We start from the raw sequence: 14885 nt of genomic DNA, 5'->3' as shown, positions 1-14885 counted from the left end.
CGGCTTTTTACTGCATAATTCCTGATGCGAGATGAAACCTATCGGCGAAATTCACGTTTCTGTTCGCGTGTAGGCAGAGCGGTTAACGCGCCAGTGTCGGAGGCGAGATCAACAGATGGTCGCGCACCCGGGACAGGTCCATCTCTTTTGAGGCTGAAAGAAAATGTCTTCAAAAACGCCGCATGAACATCATCAGACGCGCGATATCGTCCTTTCGGATCGTGAGCGACGTTATCTGGGGCTCGTTGCACGGGGTAAACATCCGTCCCACGTCGCCCTGATAACCGGTGCGGACGAAACGGAAGTGAAGGATACTCTGGAACGGGTGCGAAACAGGCTGGGTGCTGCCAATCTGCTGAACGCCGTCAGCATTGCCCTGCTGCGCGGCCTGATCGAACAGGACGCATGATCAACCCTCTGCTTTATCCAGGCTTACGCGAAACGTCCCCTCTCGTAAGCTGAAAACCGAATGAGCGGCTTTCTGCGTCAAATCCTTCCATGTCAATGGCGGGATGGCGGACCAAAAGCGGGCTGGACATGATGTCCGGCCCAATCGACGCAAATGCGAAGCAGCCACATCCGGTTTGCCCGGCGGATCATATTCGATCCGCCGGGTTTTCTTATCGGTTCAAAGCGATTGGATTTCGGCGAGAATATCGCTTTCGATCACAATGCCGCTTTCGAGCGCCTGCTTGCGGATGCCCTGGCTGCGGCGACCGGGCAGCCGCACATTTTCCTGCTTTTCGATCTCACCCGCGATGAGGGCCAGCCGCTCGGTAAAGGCCGCGCCGCCAGAGGATACCGGGTCGATGGCGATGATCGTATGGCCGAGGGAGGGCGGCGCACCCTTATCATCCAGAAGGGACGATGCCTGGAATGCGAAATTTCCACCAGTCACCGCAGCTGCCATGATCTCCACCATCAGCGCCAGAGCAGCGCCCTTGGCTTCACCCGCGGGGACCATGGTTCCGGCAATGGCCTCCTCTGGATCGGTCGTCGGCCGGCCGTTTCTATCGAGCGCCCAGTCGCCGGGAATGGTTTCACCCTTCTGTCGTGCCGCCATGATCTTGCCGCGCGCGACCTTTGACAGGGCCAGATCGATGACGAGCGGATCGGCGCCGCCGATGGGCGCCGCAAAGGCGATGGGGTTGGTGCCATAAAGCGGCGTGTGGCCGCCCCAGGGAGCCATGGAGGCTGGTGCATTGGCGAACATCAGCGCGACAAGGCCCATTTCCGCAAAACGCTCGACCGTCAGAGCCATGACACCTGCATGATGGGAGCGATGGATCGCTGCCAGCGCAATGCCCTGCTGTCGGGCCATTTCAGGCAATTCCTCAAGAGCGCAGTCGATCGCCGGATAGGCATAACCATGATTGGCGTCGATCGAGAGCACGCCCGGCTTCACGCGCCTCACCACGGGACGCGCCTGACCGTCCACCTTTCCAACCCGCGCCTGACGGACATAAACGGGAATACGGCGAAAACCATGGCCGCCCTGGCCAGCCGCCTCGGAGGCGACCAGCGCCTTTGCCACAGAACGGGCATTTTGCGGCAGAACGCCATTGCGCTCAAAGATAGAGGATACGAGATCCTCCGCCTCTGTGATTGAGAATTTCATGATTTTCGTGATTCCTGTTGGCTCGCATGCGATGGGATGTATGAGCACCACTTTGCGGTATAGGGTCGCTGCAAATCAACATGGAAAATGAACCGGCCACCCGTCCTCTTCAGAGTCGGGATGGTCTCATGCAATTCCAACCCTACTCGAAAAGAACAGGTAAGGTAAAACTCGGGTTTACGCCCGGTGGCGGCGGCGAGACGGATGTTTTTTGTATGACGGCCAGCAACTTCTGATCCATCGCGGAGTTACCAGTCGACGAAAGGATACTCACGCCGCCCACGGATCCACCGCTATCTATCTTAAATGACACCGTAATTGCCATTCCGGATTTTCCAGCCGCACGGGCCAGTCGCCGTTTTATGGCCGAACGTACTTTTGCGTCCCAATCGGCCTTGGACACGGACGACGACGAGAAGAAGCCGGCATTGCTGCGCGACGCCGCTGTCCGGTTCGACTGCTGGGCCTCTGCCTTTGCTGTTTCGCGGAATTCCGATGCCTGCTGCGGTTTGGGCCTCTGGCGCTCGACCTTCTTTTTCTCTTCCGGCTCTTTCTTTTCCACCTTCTTTTCGACGGGTGGTGGCGCCGGCCGCATGACGGGCAAGGGAACCTCGACATTTTCGAGTTCCGCCATCATCTGTTCCTGCACGGGATCGATCGGCTCTACCGGCTCGGGAATTTCCTGCGGTTCGACGATTTCCTCGACCGGCGGTTCGGGTGGCTGCACGGGCTCGGGCGGCGGCGTTTCCGCAACCGGTTCCGGCGGGGGTGGCTCTTCCGGAGCAGCTTCCTCCACAGGTTCGCTGCTGTCGCTCTTCACCTCCTGGGTGTCTTCGACATCCTGCGCCTGCGTCGTTTCCTCGGTTTTGACGGCTTCCGGTATCGCCGCCATTTCAATCATGATCGCGGCAGGCGGCTGCCCGCCGGCATCCTGTTCCTCGGGCTCCTGCATCAGATAGTAGGCAAAACCGGCATGAACGCTCAGCATGAGCAGCGCCGCGGCAGACCACAGCGTCACTTCCCCAAGACGGGAATTGCGGGCCTGCGGGTAGCCATTTTCAGTCATGGCGCCGTTCCCTGCCCTGCCGGCGCGGCGGGCCGGCCAGAGGGTTGGGCCACAGGCTGTGCGGAACCAGCAGGCTGAGACGCCGCAGCCGCGTTTTCCAAACCGACAAGGGCGATCTTCAGATAACCGGCATCCCGCAGGAGGTTCATGATTTCCATGAAGTGGCCGTAATCAACGGCCTTGTCCGCCCGCAGGAAGATGCGCGTGTCCTTCTTGCCACCCGTCTGGCGGTCGATCGCTGCCGCAAGAGCCTCGCGGGCAACCGCATCATTGCCGAGATTGAGCGAAAGATCGTCCTTGACCGTCAGATAAAGCGGCTCTTCCGGGCGCTCCGCCGGCTTCGCCGTAGATGCGGGCAGATCGACATTCACGTCGACGGTCGCCAGCGGTGCGGCCACCATGAAGATGATGAGCAGAACCAGCATCACGTCGATAAAGGGCGTGACGTTGATTTCGTGGTTCTCGGAGAGATCGTCTCCGCTATTTTCGCGAATACCGCCAGCCATGACCGATCACCGTCCAACCAGCGACACGGCCGGCTTGCTGGTGCTGCCCGGCGGAATGCGGCGGAAATCGAGGTCGCGGCTGACGAGGCGCTCCACGCCGGCTGCGGCATCCGCCAGCAGATGACGGTATCCGGTAATCGAGCGGGCGAAGACGTTGTAGATCACCACGGCCGGAATGGCCGCGACAAGGCCGATCGCGGTGGCGAGAAGCGCTTCCGCAATACCGGGTGCCACGACGGCGAGATTGGTGGTCTGCGATTCCGAAATGCTGATGAAGGAATTCATGATGCCCCAGACCGTGCCAAAGAGGCCGACGAAGGGCGCGGTGGAACCGATGGTCGCCAGAGCACCCGTTCCGCGTGACATACGGCGACCCGCATGGGTCTCGATCCGCGACAGCGCCGAGGAAACGCGTTCCTTGATGCCGCCACCATCGGTGTGTTCGACCACCGCATCGGAAAGCTGCATTTCGTGGGTTGCCATGCGCAGCATCAGGGCGGCAGGCCCACCCTTGTTTTCGACAGCATCAGTGGCCTCGGCAAGTGTTTTTGCCCGGCGAATGACCTTCAGCGTCGAGCCGGCACGCACCCGTGCACCTGCGAGCTCTATCGACTTCGCCACCCAGACCGTCCAGGTGACGAGCGAGGCGAAGGCGAGGCCGATCATGACGCCCTTGACGACCCAGTCCGCCGCCATGAACATGCCCCAAGGCGACAGGTTGTGCGGGATGTCCGTGCGACGTTCGGCACTGGCCGGCTCGGCGTTAACGGTTTCCACCGGAGTAGAGGTCTCACTCGGCGCGGGCGTCTGGTTCGTATGGGCGGGTTGCTCGAACTGCGCAGGCTGGGGCGATGAGGGCTGCGCGGTTGGGGAAGGCTCGGCGGTTGGTGCGCTCGGCGTTGCGGGAGCTACCGGCGCCTGTGAAGGCTGAACCGTTTCCGTCGGTGGCGCGGATTGAATCTGGGTTTCAGGGGCCTGCTGAGCAAACACCGCACCGGCACTCAGGCCCGTCAGCAAGGTGACAGCCATGGCAAGGGAGGCATGCCGTCTTGTGTTTGCCTTGGTGAAGGACGCGGAAGAAGTGAAGGTCTCAGCTGACATAATTTTTATCCCGGATTTCCGTCGATGAACTCATCCGCAGATTGACCGGTCCTGAAAACCGGGGCCATCAACGGACGCCGTCGTGTAAGCTTGACGTTCCGATAATAAACCTGAGTTCTTTTGACAACTATTATATTGTCAAAAGACGACCCGTAAACTCTTCTTTGCAAAAAATTGATCGTCCCAAGCAGTTTCAGCTGTTTTGGGAAGGTGAAAACTGCGCAACCAGCGCATGCCGGTCTCCGGGATAGGTAACCCGGACGCGGGTGATGTATTCCGCCCCATGCCAGGTGCGGCGATCGATGACCAGACAGGCCGCACCGGAGGCTATACCCAGTGCCGCGGCGTTTTTGCGATCTGCGGAAACAGCGCTGATGCGATGTTCGGCGGCGCTCCAGGGTACCATCTTCAGCAGCCAGGTTCCCGGCCCAACCTGCGAAAAATCAGTACCCTCCGCCTCGGGAACGGCGGCGATATTAACAATGCGTTCCTCAAGGCAAAAGGGAACGCCACCGGCAAAATGCGTGCAGGTGAGTTCCAGAACCGGGGCATCGGCGGCAAGCGCCATGGCCGCGCCATCTTCCTTGCCTGCAGGGCGCAGCCGTCGTTTATCAAGACGGTAGCCGTAAACGAGACCGATCGCCTGCACCTCCCGCTCGATATCGTGGATTTCCAACACGGCGGATTGCGCATGGGGCTGGCGAACGAAGGTGCCGAGACGCCGGCGTCTTTCAATCAGGCCACGCTGCACCAGTTCACCAAGCGCCTTGTTCACCGTCATACGCGAACAGCCATATTGCCGGGTCATCTCGTGTTCGAAGGGAATACGATATCCCGGCGGCCATTCGCCAGACATGATGTGGCGCTCGACATCGTTACGGATGCGCTGGTGCAGCGATTTTTCCTCAAGATCGGCGCCTGTGCTCCTCATCCCGATACGTCTCTCTTCCCCTTTGCCGGATCAGCTATCCATGGGCAGCGGCGGCGATCGCCTCGCTGCGTATTTCCTCCGTGAGTTTCGCCCGCAGCTCGGAAAACTCCGGACTGGCCTTGATGGTGTAGTGCCGCGGATGCGGCAGGTCGACCGGTGTGATCGACTTGATGCGGCCCGGCCTTGCGGACATGGTCACGACACGCGAGGCCATGAAGACTGCTTCCTCGATATCATGGGTGACGAAAATGACCGTCTTCTGCTCGCGTTCCCATATACCGAGGAGCAATTCCTGCATCAGGCCGCGCGTCTGGTTGTCGAGGGCGCCGAAAGGCTCGTCCAGCAACAGGATTTTTGGACCATTCGCCAAGGCACGGGCAATCGCCGTTCTCTGCTGCATGCCGCCGGACAGTTGCTTCGGCCAATGGTTTTCGAAACCGCGCAGGCCGACCTTGTCGATATAGCTGTCGACGATCTCCCATTTTTCCTTCTCGCCAACGCCGCGCTCGCGCAGGCCGAAGGCTACGTTTTCACGGATCGTCAGCCAGGGAAACAAGGTGTAGGACTGGAACACCATGCCGCGATCCGCACCCGGACCGGTCACCGCCTTGCCGGACAGCAGCACCTCGCCAGTCGTCGGGCGATCGAGGCCGGCGATGATGCGCAGCAAGGTCGATTTTCCGCATCCCGATGGCCCGAGGATGGTGACGAAATCATTGCGTGGGATTTCCAGATTGGTCGGCTGCAGAGCCAGCGTCGGCTGACCGCCCTGCACGCCCGGAAAAGTGCGGCTGACGCCCTTGATAACGAGTTCGCTCATCAGGCAAGCCTCCATGCGAAAAGCTTCCGGTTCAGCGATTTGAACGCGAAGTCAGAAATAAGTCCGATGACGCCGATGACGATAATGCCGAAGATGATCTGCCCGGTCGCCATCAGCGCCTGGCTGTTGATGATCATATAACCGATGCCAGAGGAAGCGCCGATCAGTTCAGCTACGATGACATAGGTCCAGGCCCAGCCAAGGACGAGGCGGAGGATTTCGGCAATGTCAGGCGCATTTGCGGGAATGAGGACACGGCGCACCACACCACGGTCCTTCGCGCCCAGCGTATAGGCGGCCTCCACCAGATCACGCCTTGTGCCGGCAACCGCTACGGCCACCATCAGGATGATCTGGAAGACGGCACCGATGAAGATCACCAGCAGCTTCTGCATTTCGCCGATGCCGGCCCAGAGAATTAGCAGCGGCACGAAAGCGGAAGCCGGAAGATAGCGCGCAAAGGACACGAAGGGCTCAAGCAGCGCCTCGATCGGCTTATAAGCCCCCATGGCGATACCAACAGGCACGGCAATCAGCGACGCCAGCACGAAACCGCCCACCACGCGCCAGATGGTCATGCCGATATCGCCGGCAAAACCCTGATCGGTCAGCAGATAGATGCCGTCCTTGAGCATGGTGATCGGATCGGCCAGAAAGGTCGGCGACACGAAACCGCCGAGCGTGGCAAAGCCCCAGGCCGAGAAAAACAGCACGAAGAACAGGATGCCGAGGATGATCCTCGTGCTGTTCTTGATGGGTTGAAGAGGTTGCATTCTACCGCCTGTCCGGAAAACCGGCGCGGCACTTTCGCCGCGCCATCAGAGCACCGCATGCCTTTCAGGGCACACAATCGGCGCTCTCAAATTATCACTGGTTGCGCATTCCCCGCAGGGCTGTCGCCGCCTTTTCTCTCACTTGATGAAAGACGTATCCGCGAGTGTCGAAAGATCGGGTTTCGACTTTATCACGCCAATTTCAAGCAGCAGATCCGCCGACTTTTCGGAGAACGTCTTGAATTCACCCTCGAAGAATTTCTGGTTGGCGGCCTTGTCCTGCCATTCGAGGAATTTTGCCGAAGCGGCGAAAGCCTCGCCCGCCTGTTTCACATCCGCGCCCATCGTCGCATAGGATTTTTCCGGGTCGGTCCTGATGAGTTCCAGTGCCTGGAAATAACTGTCCGCCAGCGCCTTGGCCGCCTGCGGATTGGCCTTCAGGAAGTCCGGTGTGCAACCGAAAGTATCCATGACCGCAGGATAATCCAGCGTCGTGGCGAGAATCTTGCCCTTGTCCGGTGCGGCACGCACGGTGGACAGATAAGGCTCATAGGTCATGGCCGCATCATTCTGGCCGGCGACGAAAGCCTGCGCGGCCGGTCCCGGCTCAAGGTTGACGACCTTCACATCCTTCAGCGTCAGGCCGTTTTCCTTGAGAATCCAGGCAAGGAAGAAATAAGGCGAGGTGCCCGGCGCGGAAGCGGCGACGGTCTTGCCCTTGAGGTCCGCGACCTTCGAGACATCGCTGCGCACCGCGATGCCATCGGCACCGTGCGATTTGTCCATCTGGAAAATCTGGGTGGATTTCACGCCATTGGCGTTCCAGGCGATCCATGTTTCCACCGTGGTGGCCGCGCACTGGATGTCACCGGAAGCGAGAGCGAGATGGCGGCTGGCCTGCGGTATCTTCTTGATATCGACCTTCAGGCCGTTCTTTTCGAAAATGCCGGCCTGCTTGGCAAGCGTCAGCGGTGCAAAGCCGGTCCAGCCGGACATGCCGATGGTCACGGCCGTTTCGGCATAGGCGGAAGCGGACGAAACGAGCGTCGCGATTGCGGCGATAACCCATGTTCTTTTCATGATCGGAACCCCTTTTTGATTTATTTTTGTGCGATATTTTTTTCGCTTTATTTGAGGCATGCTAGGCAGGGATTTTACATTTGTCTAGACAAAATAGAGGTACTGAAACACTTCCAGAAAGATTGCAAAGGGACCGCCCGGCATTCTAGACATAGGATAACACAGCCAGGCGCATCGGCCCGCTGTTTTCCATATCGAGTCTTTCCATGACCAGACAGAGACGCCGCAACATCATCAGGGCAAGGCGCACCGGCACCGGTATTGCGCTCGTCGCCGCCATTTCATTCATCGCCGGAATGACGGATGCGGTGGGCCTTCATCTGTCCGGCGATTTTGTTTCCTTCATGACCGGCAACACCACCCGTGCAGCCATCTCACTGGAAGCGGGCGTTTATTCCCATGCCGCGAAACTGCTTTTCGCGATCGTCGCTTTTGTGGCGGGCAATGCCGGGGGCATCGTGGTTGCGCATAAATTCGACCGGAGCATCCTTGCCGTTCTTGTGGGCGTGGGGTTGCTGGTGGCGATTGCCGCCTTGCTGCGCGGCGACGCTTTCGCTCTGACGCAGTTTTATCTTGTGGTTTTCGCCATGGGCATGGTCAACGCGGCCGTCGAGCATATTGAGGGCCTGCCAATCGGCCTCACTTATGTTACCGGCGCTCTTTCCCGTTTCGGCCGTGGCATCGGCCGCTTTCTTCTGGGGGAGCGAAGTCTCGATTGGGGCATTCAGATCGTGCCCTGGCTCGGCATGATCAGCGGGGCAATCTGCGGGGCCGTATTGGGCGCCACGCTGCAGTCCGGTGCCCTGTGGGTGGTTGCGGCAACCGTTTTTGCGGTCGCCATCGCTACCTTGGTCATTCCGCGTTCGCTGCGCCACCGCTATAATCAAAGGGTCCGGATCAGGCGCATCGCGCCTTGACGGACCGCACCGTCACTTTCGCGAAATCGTTACGAATTTCGTGCCGCGGACCCGCACCGTCATCAGGCAGGGTTCCTTATCGGTGCGCTCGCAATAACGCGGATGCATCTTCAGCACAAAAACCATGTTGCCGAACCGCTTGATGAAATCATAGCTGTAGATCCGGGCGGTGGCGATCATGAGATAACCGCCCTCTTTCACTTGGACGTAGAAATTATAGGGGCATCCTTCGTCGTCGCAGCTGCGGCCCTTTTCACCGTCGCAATCCAGAACGCCGTGATTGACGACGGCATCCATCAGGCCGTCATTGTTGATGTCCAGCCGCGTGACGAAATCATCGCCGAAGGCCGCCACCTTGCACTCATTGCGGAAATGATCCTTCTCGTAAATCTCCGGGTCGTTCACCAGCTGCTGCTGCGCCGAGAGCGCTACCGGAAACATCAAGAGGACCAGCGCCTGAAGAGCGGCAACGAGAGCGATTCGCACGGCATTTTCCTTTGCATCCGTTTCGGTTATGGATGTTGCGATCATCCGGGCGGTCAGCCTAGAGTTTAGTGCTTGCGCGACACTGACGTGTTTGCGGGCCGTCTTTCTGGGGGAACCTTTTCATGACGCTGCTGGGTTTTCTCGATTATGCCGGTGTCGCCGTCTTTGCCGCAACCGGCGCCTTGGCCGCCTCGCGCAAGCAGCTCGACCTGATCGGCTTCCTGTTCTTCGCGGCTGCGACCGGCATTGGCGGCGGCACGGTTCGCGATCTCGTGCTGGGCAGAACGCCGGTGTTCTGGGTAATAAACCCCACCTATATTCTCGTCTGTGTCTCGGTCGCGGTTCTGCTGTTTTTCACCGCGCATCTTTTCGAATCCCGTTATCGGGTATTGATCTGGCTCGATGCGCTCGGCCTTTCCGCCTATTGCGTGATGGGAGCAGCCAAAGGTCTCGCTGCAAGCGGCTCGGCAACCGTCGCCATCGTCACAGGTGTTCTGACGGCGACGTTCGGTGGTGTTTTGCGCGATATTATGGCCGGAGAGCCATCGGTTCTGCTGCGCCCGGAAATCTACATCACCTGCGCGCTTTTGGGCTCTTCCATCTTCATTGTCGTCTATTTCTTCGGCGCACCGCTCTATGCCGCATCAGCGGCGGGTTTCCTGACGGCCTTCTGCGTCCGATCCGGCGCGCTGATCTTCGGATGGACCTTCCCGCCCTATAAGGGCAAGCCCGGCAGACGGCCGGAAGACGTCATGAAGTGACATATAGAAATGATCGCTGAAAACAGAAATGGCGCCCATGGGCGCCATTTTCACATTCTATACCAGACAAAAACGTCAACCGCGCTTGCGACGAAGGCGGATGACCACGTCCACATGGGCGATTTCCATGCCCTCTGGCGCTTCAGGCAGATTGTCGATCTGGAGATTGTTGATGGGAATATCGAGAACCTCGTTCTCACCTTCCACGAAGAAGTGATGGTGATCCGAGACGTTCGTGTCGAAGTAGGTGCGGGCACCTTCCACGGCAAGAACGCGGATCAGGCCGGCTTCAGTGAACTGATGCAGCGTGTTGTAGACCGTGGCGAGAGAAACGGGCACGCCGGCGGTGACCGCCTCGTCATGCAGTTCCTCGACCGTCAGGTGGCGATCGCCCTTTGCGAAAAGAAGATCACCCAAAGCAACGCGCTGGCGCGTGGGCCGCAGCCCCGAGCGCCGCAGCCTCGTGCCGATATCCAATGTGGCGTCAAATGCCATGCAATCCCGTTCCAAACAGAGATATGAAACCCGTCAATTGCAATAGCATATATCTTTTGCAGGGAATGCTTTCAATAGTTTCAGCGTCGCCGAGTGTCGCAAATGGCTGTAAACCGGCTATTCCTGCAAATTTCCTCTGGTTCCAGCCGGATGGTTCCTGTATGCGGACGGCATATTGAGGTAATGACTTCTGCAAAGAAGGTTCTGAAGACAAAGAATGGGGCCGGAACAGCCTCTGCCCTTGCAGCGCTTCATTTTGAACCTAACTTGCTCTAGTGAAATCGTTCAACACCAGTGATTGGGGAAGTGAAAGCGGTATGGCAACCAGGCAATCAAGTTACAACTACGAGGAGATCCTGTCCTGCGGTCGCGGCGAATTGTTCGGCCCGGGAAATGCCCAGCTCCCATTGCCCCCCATGCTCATGGTTCACCGGATCACCGAAATTTCCGAAACCGGCGGCGCCTTCGACAAGGGTTTCATCCGCGCCGAATACGATGTCAGTCCCGATGACTGGTATTTCCCCTGCCACTTCCAGGGCAACCCGATCATGCCGGGTTGCCTCGGACTTGACGGCATGTGGCAGCTGACCGGTTTCTTCCTCGGCTGGCTGGGCGAAGAAGGCCGCGGCATGGCGCTTTCCACCGGCGAAGTGAAGTTCAAGGGCATGGTACGCCCTAACACCAAGCTGCTTCAGTATGGTATTGATTTCAAGCGCGTGATGCGTGGCCGGCTGGTGCTTGGCACTGCCGATGGCTGGCTGAAGGCGGATGGCGAAACCATATATCAGGCTTCGGACCTTCGGGTCGGCCTGTCCAAGGAAAAGGCTGCCTGAGGCAGACGGAATAGTTCAGACAAACGCCGGGCAGCTTCGGTCGTCCGGCCGAAATCTTAAGAAAAGGTCCCTTTCATGAGACGAGTTGTTGTCACCGGCCTCGGTATTGTTTCCTCCATCGGCGGTGATGCCGCTGAGGTCACCGCGTCGCTGCGCCAAGCCAAGTCCGGCATTTCATTTTCGCCGGATTTTGCCGAGCACGGTTTCAAATGCCACGTCTGGGGCAAGCCCTCGCTCGACCCGACTGATCTGGTCGACCGCCGCGCTATGCGCTTCCTGTCGCAGGGTGGCGCGTGGAACCATGTGGCCATGAAGCAGGCGATCGCCGATTCCGGTCTCGAAGAGAGCGATATCAGCGGCAATGAGCGCACCGGCATCATCATGGGTTCGGGCGGCCCTTCCACCCGCACCATCGTTGAAGCCGCCGATATTACGCTGAAGAACAACAGCCCGAAGCGCATCGGCCCCTTCGCCGTGCCAAAGGCCATGTCGTCGACCGCATCGGCCACGCTCGCGACTTGGTTCAAGATCCACGGCGTCAACTATTCGATCTCGTCGGCCTGCTCCACCTCGGCGCATTGCATCGGCAACGCCGCTGAGATGATCCAGTGGGGCAAACAGGACGTGATGTTTGCGGGCGGCCATGAGGATCTCGACTGGTCGATGTCCAACCTCTTCGACGCCATGGGCGCAATGTCGTCCAAATACAACGAAACACCCGGCGTCGCCTCGCGCGCCTATGATGTCAACCGCGATGGTTTCGTGATCGCCGGCGGTGCAGGCGTGCTGGTTCTCGAAGAACTGGAACATGCCAAGGCGCGCGGCGCCAAGATTTACGCCGAGATCGTCGGTTATGGCGCAACCTCTGATGGTTACGACATGGTGGCTCCTTCAGGCGAAGGCGCGATCCGCTGCATGCGTCAGGCGCTTGCCACCGTCAAGGGTGACATTGACTACATCAACACCCACGGCACCTCCACGCCGGTTGGCGACAGCAAGGAAATCGGCGCGATCCGCGAAGTCTTCGGCGATAAGATCCCGCATATCCAGTCGACCAAGTCGCTCACCGGCCATTCGCTTGGTGCTGCTGGCGTGCAGGAATCGATCTACGGCCTGTTGATGATGCAGGAACGTTTCATCGGCGAGAGCGCGCATATTTCCGAACTCGATCCGGAATTTGCGGGCGTTCCGATTGTTCGCAGCCGCATCGACGACGCCAAGATCGACACCATCCTTTCCAATTCCTTCGGCTTCGGCGGCACCAACGCCACGCTCGTCTTCCAGCGTCATAACGGATAATTGCCCATGAACGGCATCATGCAAGGTAAGCGCGGCCTCATCATGGGCGTCGCTAACAATCACTCGATCGCCTGGGGTATTTCCAAGGCACTTGCGGCACAGGGCGCGGAACTGGCCTTCACCTATCAGGGTGAAGCGCTTGGCAAGCGCGTGAAACCGCTTGCCGCGGAACTGGGCTCGGACTTCATCGTACCTTGCGATGTCGAGGATATCGCTTCGGTGGACGCGCTGTTTGCGACGATCCGCGAAAAATGGGGCGTGCTGGATTTCGTCGTGCACGCCATCGGCTTTTCCGACAAGAACGAGCTGAAGGGTCTCTACGCCAACACGACGCGCGAGAATTTCAGCCGCACCATGGTTATTTCCTGTTTCTCCTTCACGGAAATCGCCAAGCGCGCCGCTGAACTGATGACCAATGGCGGCTCCATGCTGACGCTGACCTATAATGGTTCGCAGCGCGTCATTCCAAACTACAACGTCATGGGCGTCGCCAAGGCGGCTCTCGAGGCATCCGTGCGTTATCTCGCCGCCGATTACGGCCCGCGCGATATCCGCGTCAACGCCATCTCGGCCGGCCCGGTCCGCACGCTGGCGGGTGCCGGCATTTCGGATGCGCGCGCAATTTACGCGTGGAACCAGAAAAACGCACCGTTGCGGCGAACGGCTGACATCGACGACATCGGCGGCTCCGCACTTTACCTGCTGTCCAGCCTGTCGCGCGGCGTGACCGGCGAATGTCATTACGTGGATTGCGGTTACAATATCACCTCGACGCCCACGCTTGAGGTTCTGTCCAAGGCAGACGCGGAATAAGCCGTCTTCTGATATTCGACAAAGCCCGGCCATGTGCCGGGCTTTTTTATGCGCCGTATCAATTTTGGAAATCACTAAAGTATAGTTTATCGAAGTAACTGAATTTAAACATGGGGTGGTTATGGTCCGCAACAAATTCAACGGTTGCGCTTGCCGCATATTCTTAGAGATCGACACCACCTCATGCGACTGGCCAGACTGAAGCCATTGCTGGAAAAATTCGGGTTCTCCCGCGACGGGACAGCAGCCATCGAATTCGCGATCCTGGCCATTCCTTATTTCCTCGTCGTTTTTGCGATCATCGAGACCTTCATCGCCCTCATGGCGGAACAGGTCGTCGCCAACGCCACCGAGACCATGTCGCGGCGTCTGCGCACCGGGCAGATCAGCAGCTCGATTACGAAAGAGGATTTTCGCAGGAGTTTCTGCAACGAAGTTTCTGTGATGATCGCCTGCTCGGAAGACGAGATCAAAAAAGAAGAGAAACTGTATGTCGACCTTCGCTCTTTTACCGCCTTCAAGGATATTCCGACCACGATACCCCTGAAAGCCTATGGCGACTATTACGATCTCGATACGGCCCAGTTCGGTTTCAAGCCAGGCGGACCGGAAACCATCAACATGTTGCGCGTCTATTATCGCTGGCGTGTGGTCGCCGATATCATCCGACCCTATCTCACCAAAATACGCCCCGCCGACGGATCGATGCCCTCCCATTTCCTCATCGTCGCGACGAGTGCGTTCATGAGCGAGAAATACATCACAGGCGGGGGGGCATGATGGAAAGGCTTGTCTTGGTTGCGGCAAGCGGCAGGCGGCGTCTGATCGCGCTCGTTTCACGCTTTGCCGGAGATAGCCGGGGCGTGGGCGCGGTGGAATTCGCCATCGTCTTCCCGATATTGCTCGCGCTTTATCTGACCTCTTTCGAGTTGACGATCGGCTACAATACCTACAAGCGGGCAAGCAGTGCGGCCGCCACCATCAACGACCTGATATCAAAAACAGGTTCCGTCGACAAAACCTACCTCACAGGCATGCAGGATGTCGCAGCCGCGGTTTTTGCGCCCTACAGTACCAAGGGCCTGAAACTGAAGATCAGCGGCATCAAGATCGACGCGCAAAAACAGGCAAAAATCACCTGGTCCTGGGATGAGAAGAATCTGAGACCCTATGCGGTGGGATCAGTGGTCACCGTTCCGACGCGCCTGCTGGTGCAAGACAGCTTCCTCATTCATGTGGAACTTTCCGTCCCACATGAATTGCTGATGTTCATGCCTGATGTCGCCTCATCCGGCACAAAGTCGATCACGATCGGCAGGGATTATTTCTTCAAGCAGCGTGACGCCGAGACCGCCTGCACCAATTGCTGAGGCAATCGGTGCTCCG

At 58.6% G+C, this 14885-nt stretch carries 18 protein-coding genes; 8 read left to right on the top strand and 10 right to left on the bottom strand.

The window, feature by feature from the left end; genetic code table 11:
- Nucleotides 1-163: 163 nt before the first annotated feature.
- Nucleotides 164-409, top strand: a complete 246-nt coding sequence (locus GSF67_RS14145; protein WP_006309988.1) for a LuxR C-terminal-related transcriptional regulator — start codon at nt 164-166, stop codon at nt 407-409.
- A gap of 219 nt (nt 410-628) precedes the next feature.
- Here GSF67_RS14145 and GSF67_RS14140 read toward each other — a convergent pair whose 3' ends face one another.
- The 8 genes from GSF67_RS14140 to GSF67_RS14105 all read right to left on the bottom strand — a co-directional run bounded on the left by GSF67_RS14140 (nt 629) and on the right by GSF67_RS14105 (nt 7895).
- Nucleotides 629-1618, bottom strand: coding sequence for an Ldh family oxidoreductase (locus GSF67_RS14140; RefSeq protein ID WP_006309987.1), 990 nt, complete (start codon nt 1616-1618; stop codon nt 629-631).
- A 142-nt stretch (nt 1619-1760) separates the two neighbouring features.
- On the bottom strand, nt 1761-2684 hold the full coding sequence (locus GSF67_RS14135; protein WP_006309986.1) for an energy transducer TonB: 924 nt from the start codon (nt 2682-2684) through the stop codon (nt 1761-1763).
- Nucleotides 2681-3190, bottom strand: a complete 510-nt coding sequence (gene exbD / locus GSF67_RS14130) for a TonB system transport protein ExbD (protein WP_006309985.1) — start codon at nt 3188-3190, stop codon at nt 2681-2683. Before exbD ends, GSF67_RS14135 begins: the two co-directional genes overlap by 4 nt.
- 6 nt (nt 3191-3196) lie before the next feature.
- Nucleotides 3197-4291, bottom strand: coding sequence for a tonB-system energizer ExbB (gene exbB, locus GSF67_RS14125; RefSeq protein WP_006309984.1), 1095 nt, complete (start codon nt 4289-4291; stop codon nt 3197-3199).
- A gap of 193 nt (nt 4292-4484) precedes the next feature.
- Nucleotides 4485-5222, bottom strand: coding sequence for a histidine utilization repressor (hutC, locus tag GSF67_RS14120; protein ID WP_006309983.1), 738 nt, complete (start codon nt 5220-5222; stop codon nt 4485-4487).
- Between the two features lie 34 nt (nt 5223-5256).
- The gene (locus tag GSF67_RS14115; protein ID WP_035214531.1) at nt 5257-6042 is read right to left on the bottom strand and encodes an ABC transporter ATP-binding protein; all 786 of its coding nucleotides are present in this window, start codon (nt 6040-6042) and stop codon (nt 5257-5259) included.
- On the bottom strand, nt 6042-6815 hold the full coding sequence (locus GSF67_RS14110; protein WP_006309981.1) for an ABC transporter permease: 774 nt from the start codon (nt 6813-6815) through the stop codon (nt 6042-6044). The genes GSF67_RS14115 and GSF67_RS14110 overlap by 1 nt, the downstream gene beginning before the upstream one ends.
- A 138-nt stretch (nt 6816-6953) precedes the next feature.
- Nucleotides 6954-7895 carry an ABC transporter substrate-binding protein gene (locus GSF67_RS14105; RefSeq protein WP_035214530.1) on the bottom strand — a complete coding sequence of 314 codons (942 nt, stop codon included), beginning with the start codon at nt 7893-7895 and terminating at the stop codon, nt 6954-6956.
- 206 nt (nt 7896-8101) lie between these two features.
- Between GSF67_RS14105 and GSF67_RS14100 the strand changes: the two genes are divergently transcribed.
- Nucleotides 8102-8812 carry a YoaK family protein gene (locus GSF67_RS14100; protein WP_006309978.1) on the top strand — a complete coding sequence of 237 codons (711 nt, stop codon included), beginning with the start codon at nt 8102-8104 and terminating at the stop codon, nt 8810-8812.
- A gap of 12 nt (nt 8813-8824) precedes the next feature.
- Here GSF67_RS14100 and GSF67_RS14095 read toward each other — a convergent pair whose 3' ends face one another.
- Nucleotides 8825-9343, bottom strand: coding sequence for a hypothetical protein (locus GSF67_RS14095; RefSeq protein ID WP_006309977.1), 519 nt, complete (start codon nt 9341-9343; stop codon nt 8825-8827).
- 77 nt (nt 9344-9420) lie between these two features.
- Between GSF67_RS14095 and GSF67_RS14090 the strand changes: the two genes are divergently transcribed.
- Complete coding sequence (locus GSF67_RS14090) at nt 9421-10059, top strand: trimeric intracellular cation channel family protein (protein WP_006309976.1); 639 nt, start codon at nt 9421-9423, stop codon at nt 10057-10059.
- A 75-nt stretch (nt 10060-10134) separates the two neighbouring features.
- Here GSF67_RS14090 and irrA read toward each other — a convergent pair whose 3' ends face one another.
- The gene (irrA, locus tag GSF67_RS14085) at nt 10135-10554 is read right to left on the bottom strand and encodes an iron response transcriptional regulator IrrA (protein WP_006309975.1); all 420 of its coding nucleotides are present in this window, start codon (nt 10552-10554) and stop codon (nt 10135-10137) included.
- Nucleotides 10555-10871: 317 nt separating this feature from the next.
- Here irrA and fabA point away from each other — a divergent pair, with 317 nt between their 5' ends.
- The 5 genes from fabA (at nt 10872) to GSF67_RS14060 (ending at nt 14869) form a co-directional block, all read left to right on the top strand.
- The gene (gene fabA / locus GSF67_RS14080; protein ID WP_006309974.1) at nt 10872-11387 is read left to right on the top strand and encodes a 3-hydroxyacyl-[acyl-carrier-protein] dehydratase FabA; all 516 of its coding nucleotides are present in this window, start codon (nt 10872-10874) and stop codon (nt 11385-11387) included.
- Between the two features lie 75 nt (nt 11388-11462).
- Nucleotides 11463-12686 (top strand): beta-ketoacyl-ACP synthase I, encoded by a 1224-nt coding sequence (fabB, locus tag GSF67_RS14075; RefSeq protein WP_006309973.1) that lies wholly within the window; start codon nt 11463-11465, stop codon nt 12684-12686.
- 6 nt (nt 12687-12692) lie between these two features.
- The gene (gene fabI, locus GSF67_RS14070) at nt 12693-13499 is read left to right on the top strand and encodes an enoyl-ACP reductase FabI (protein ID WP_006309972.1); all 807 of its coding nucleotides are present in this window, start codon (nt 12693-12695) and stop codon (nt 13497-13499) included.
- Between the two features lie 183 nt (nt 13500-13682).
- Nucleotides 13683-14279: a TadE/TadG family type IV pilus assembly protein gene (locus tag GSF67_RS14065; RefSeq protein WP_006309971.1), complete on the top strand. Its 597-nt coding sequence runs from the start codon at nt 13683-13685 to the stop codon at nt 14277-14279.
- Complete coding sequence (locus GSF67_RS14060) at nt 14276-14869, top strand: TadE/TadG family type IV pilus assembly protein (RefSeq protein ID WP_006309970.1); 594 nt, start codon at nt 14276-14278, stop codon at nt 14867-14869. Before GSF67_RS14065 ends, GSF67_RS14060 begins: the two co-directional genes overlap by 4 nt.
- Nucleotides 14870-14885: the final 16 nt, after the last annotated feature.

It is taken from the genome of Agrobacterium sp. CGMCC 11546 (genome assembly GCF_013365515.1).
In the GTDB taxonomy this organism is placed as follows: Bacteria; Pseudomonadota; Alphaproteobacteria; order Rhizobiales; family Rhizobiaceae; genus Agrobacterium; species Agrobacterium fabrum.
The sequence above is the reverse complement of the archived record's forward strand: the minus strand, read 5'-3'. Positions and strand labels throughout refer to the sequence as shown.

What these genes read in the sequence shown, in the direction of transcription:
- GSF67_RS14095 (WP_006309977.1), bottom strand. Translation starts at nt 9,343, where the DNA reads ATGATCGCAACATCCATAACCGAAACGGATGCAAAGGAAAATGCCGTG.
- GSF67_RS14060 (WP_006309970.1), top strand. Translation starts at nt 14,276, where the DNA reads ATGATGGAAAGGCTTGTCTTGGTTGCGGCAAGCGGCAGGCGGCGTCTG.
- GSF67_RS14090 (WP_006309976.1), top strand. Translation starts at nt 9,421, where the DNA reads ATGACGCTGCTGGGTTTTCTCGATTATGCCGGTGTCGCCGTCTTTGCC.
- exbD (WP_006309985.1), bottom strand. Translation starts at nt 3,190, where the DNA reads ATGGCTGGCGGTATTCGCGAAAATAGCGGAGACGATCTCTCCGAGAAC.
- exbB (WP_006309984.1), bottom strand. Translation starts at nt 4,291, where the DNA reads ATGTCAGCTGAGACCTTCACTTCTTCCGCGTCCTTCACCAAGGCAAAC.
- GSF67_RS14145 (WP_006309988.1), top strand. Translation starts at nt 164, where the DNA reads ATGTCTTCAAAAACGCCGCATGAACATCATCAGACGCGCGATATCGTC.
- GSF67_RS14100 (WP_006309978.1), top strand. Translation starts at nt 8,102, where the DNA reads ATGACCAGACAGAGACGCCGCAACATCATCAGGGCAAGGCGCACCGGC.
- fabB (WP_006309973.1), top strand. Translation starts at nt 11,463, where the DNA reads ATGAGACGAGTTGTTGTCACCGGCCTCGGTATTGTTTCCTCCATCGGC.
- GSF67_RS14105 (WP_035214530.1), bottom strand. Translation starts at nt 7,895, where the DNA reads ATGAAAAGAACATGGGTTATCGCCGCAATCGCGACGCTCGTTTCGTCC.
- GSF67_RS14065 (WP_006309971.1), top strand. Translation starts at nt 13,683, where the DNA reads ATGCGACTGGCCAGACTGAAGCCATTGCTGGAAAAATTCGGGTTCTCC.
- fabI (WP_006309972.1), top strand. Translation starts at nt 12,693, where the DNA reads ATGAACGGCATCATGCAAGGTAAGCGCGGCCTCATCATGGGCGTCGCT.
- fabA (WP_006309974.1), top strand. Translation starts at nt 10,872, where the DNA reads ATGGCAACCAGGCAATCAAGTTACAACTACGAGGAGATCCTGTCCTGC.
- hutC (WP_006309983.1), bottom strand. Translation starts at nt 5,222, where the DNA reads ATGAGGAGCACAGGCGCCGATCTTGAGGAAAAATCGCTGCACCAGCGC.
- GSF67_RS14110 (WP_006309981.1), bottom strand. Translation starts at nt 6,815, where the DNA reads ATGCAACCTCTTCAACCCATCAAGAACAGCACGAGGATCATCCTCGGC.
- GSF67_RS14135 (WP_006309986.1), bottom strand. Translation starts at nt 2,684, where the DNA reads ATGACTGAAAATGGCTACCCGCAGGCCCGCAATTCCCGTCTTGGGGAA.
- GSF67_RS14140 (WP_006309987.1), bottom strand. Translation starts at nt 1,618, where the DNA reads ATGAAATTCTCAATCACAGAGGCGGAGGATCTCGTATCCTCTATCTTT.
- irrA (WP_006309975.1), bottom strand. Translation starts at nt 10,554, where the DNA reads ATGGCATTTGACGCCACATTGGATATCGGCACGAGGCTGCGGCGCTCG.
- GSF67_RS14115 (WP_035214531.1), bottom strand. Translation starts at nt 6,042, where the DNA reads ATGAGCGAACTCGTTATCAAGGGCGTCAGCCGCACTTTTCCGGGCGTG.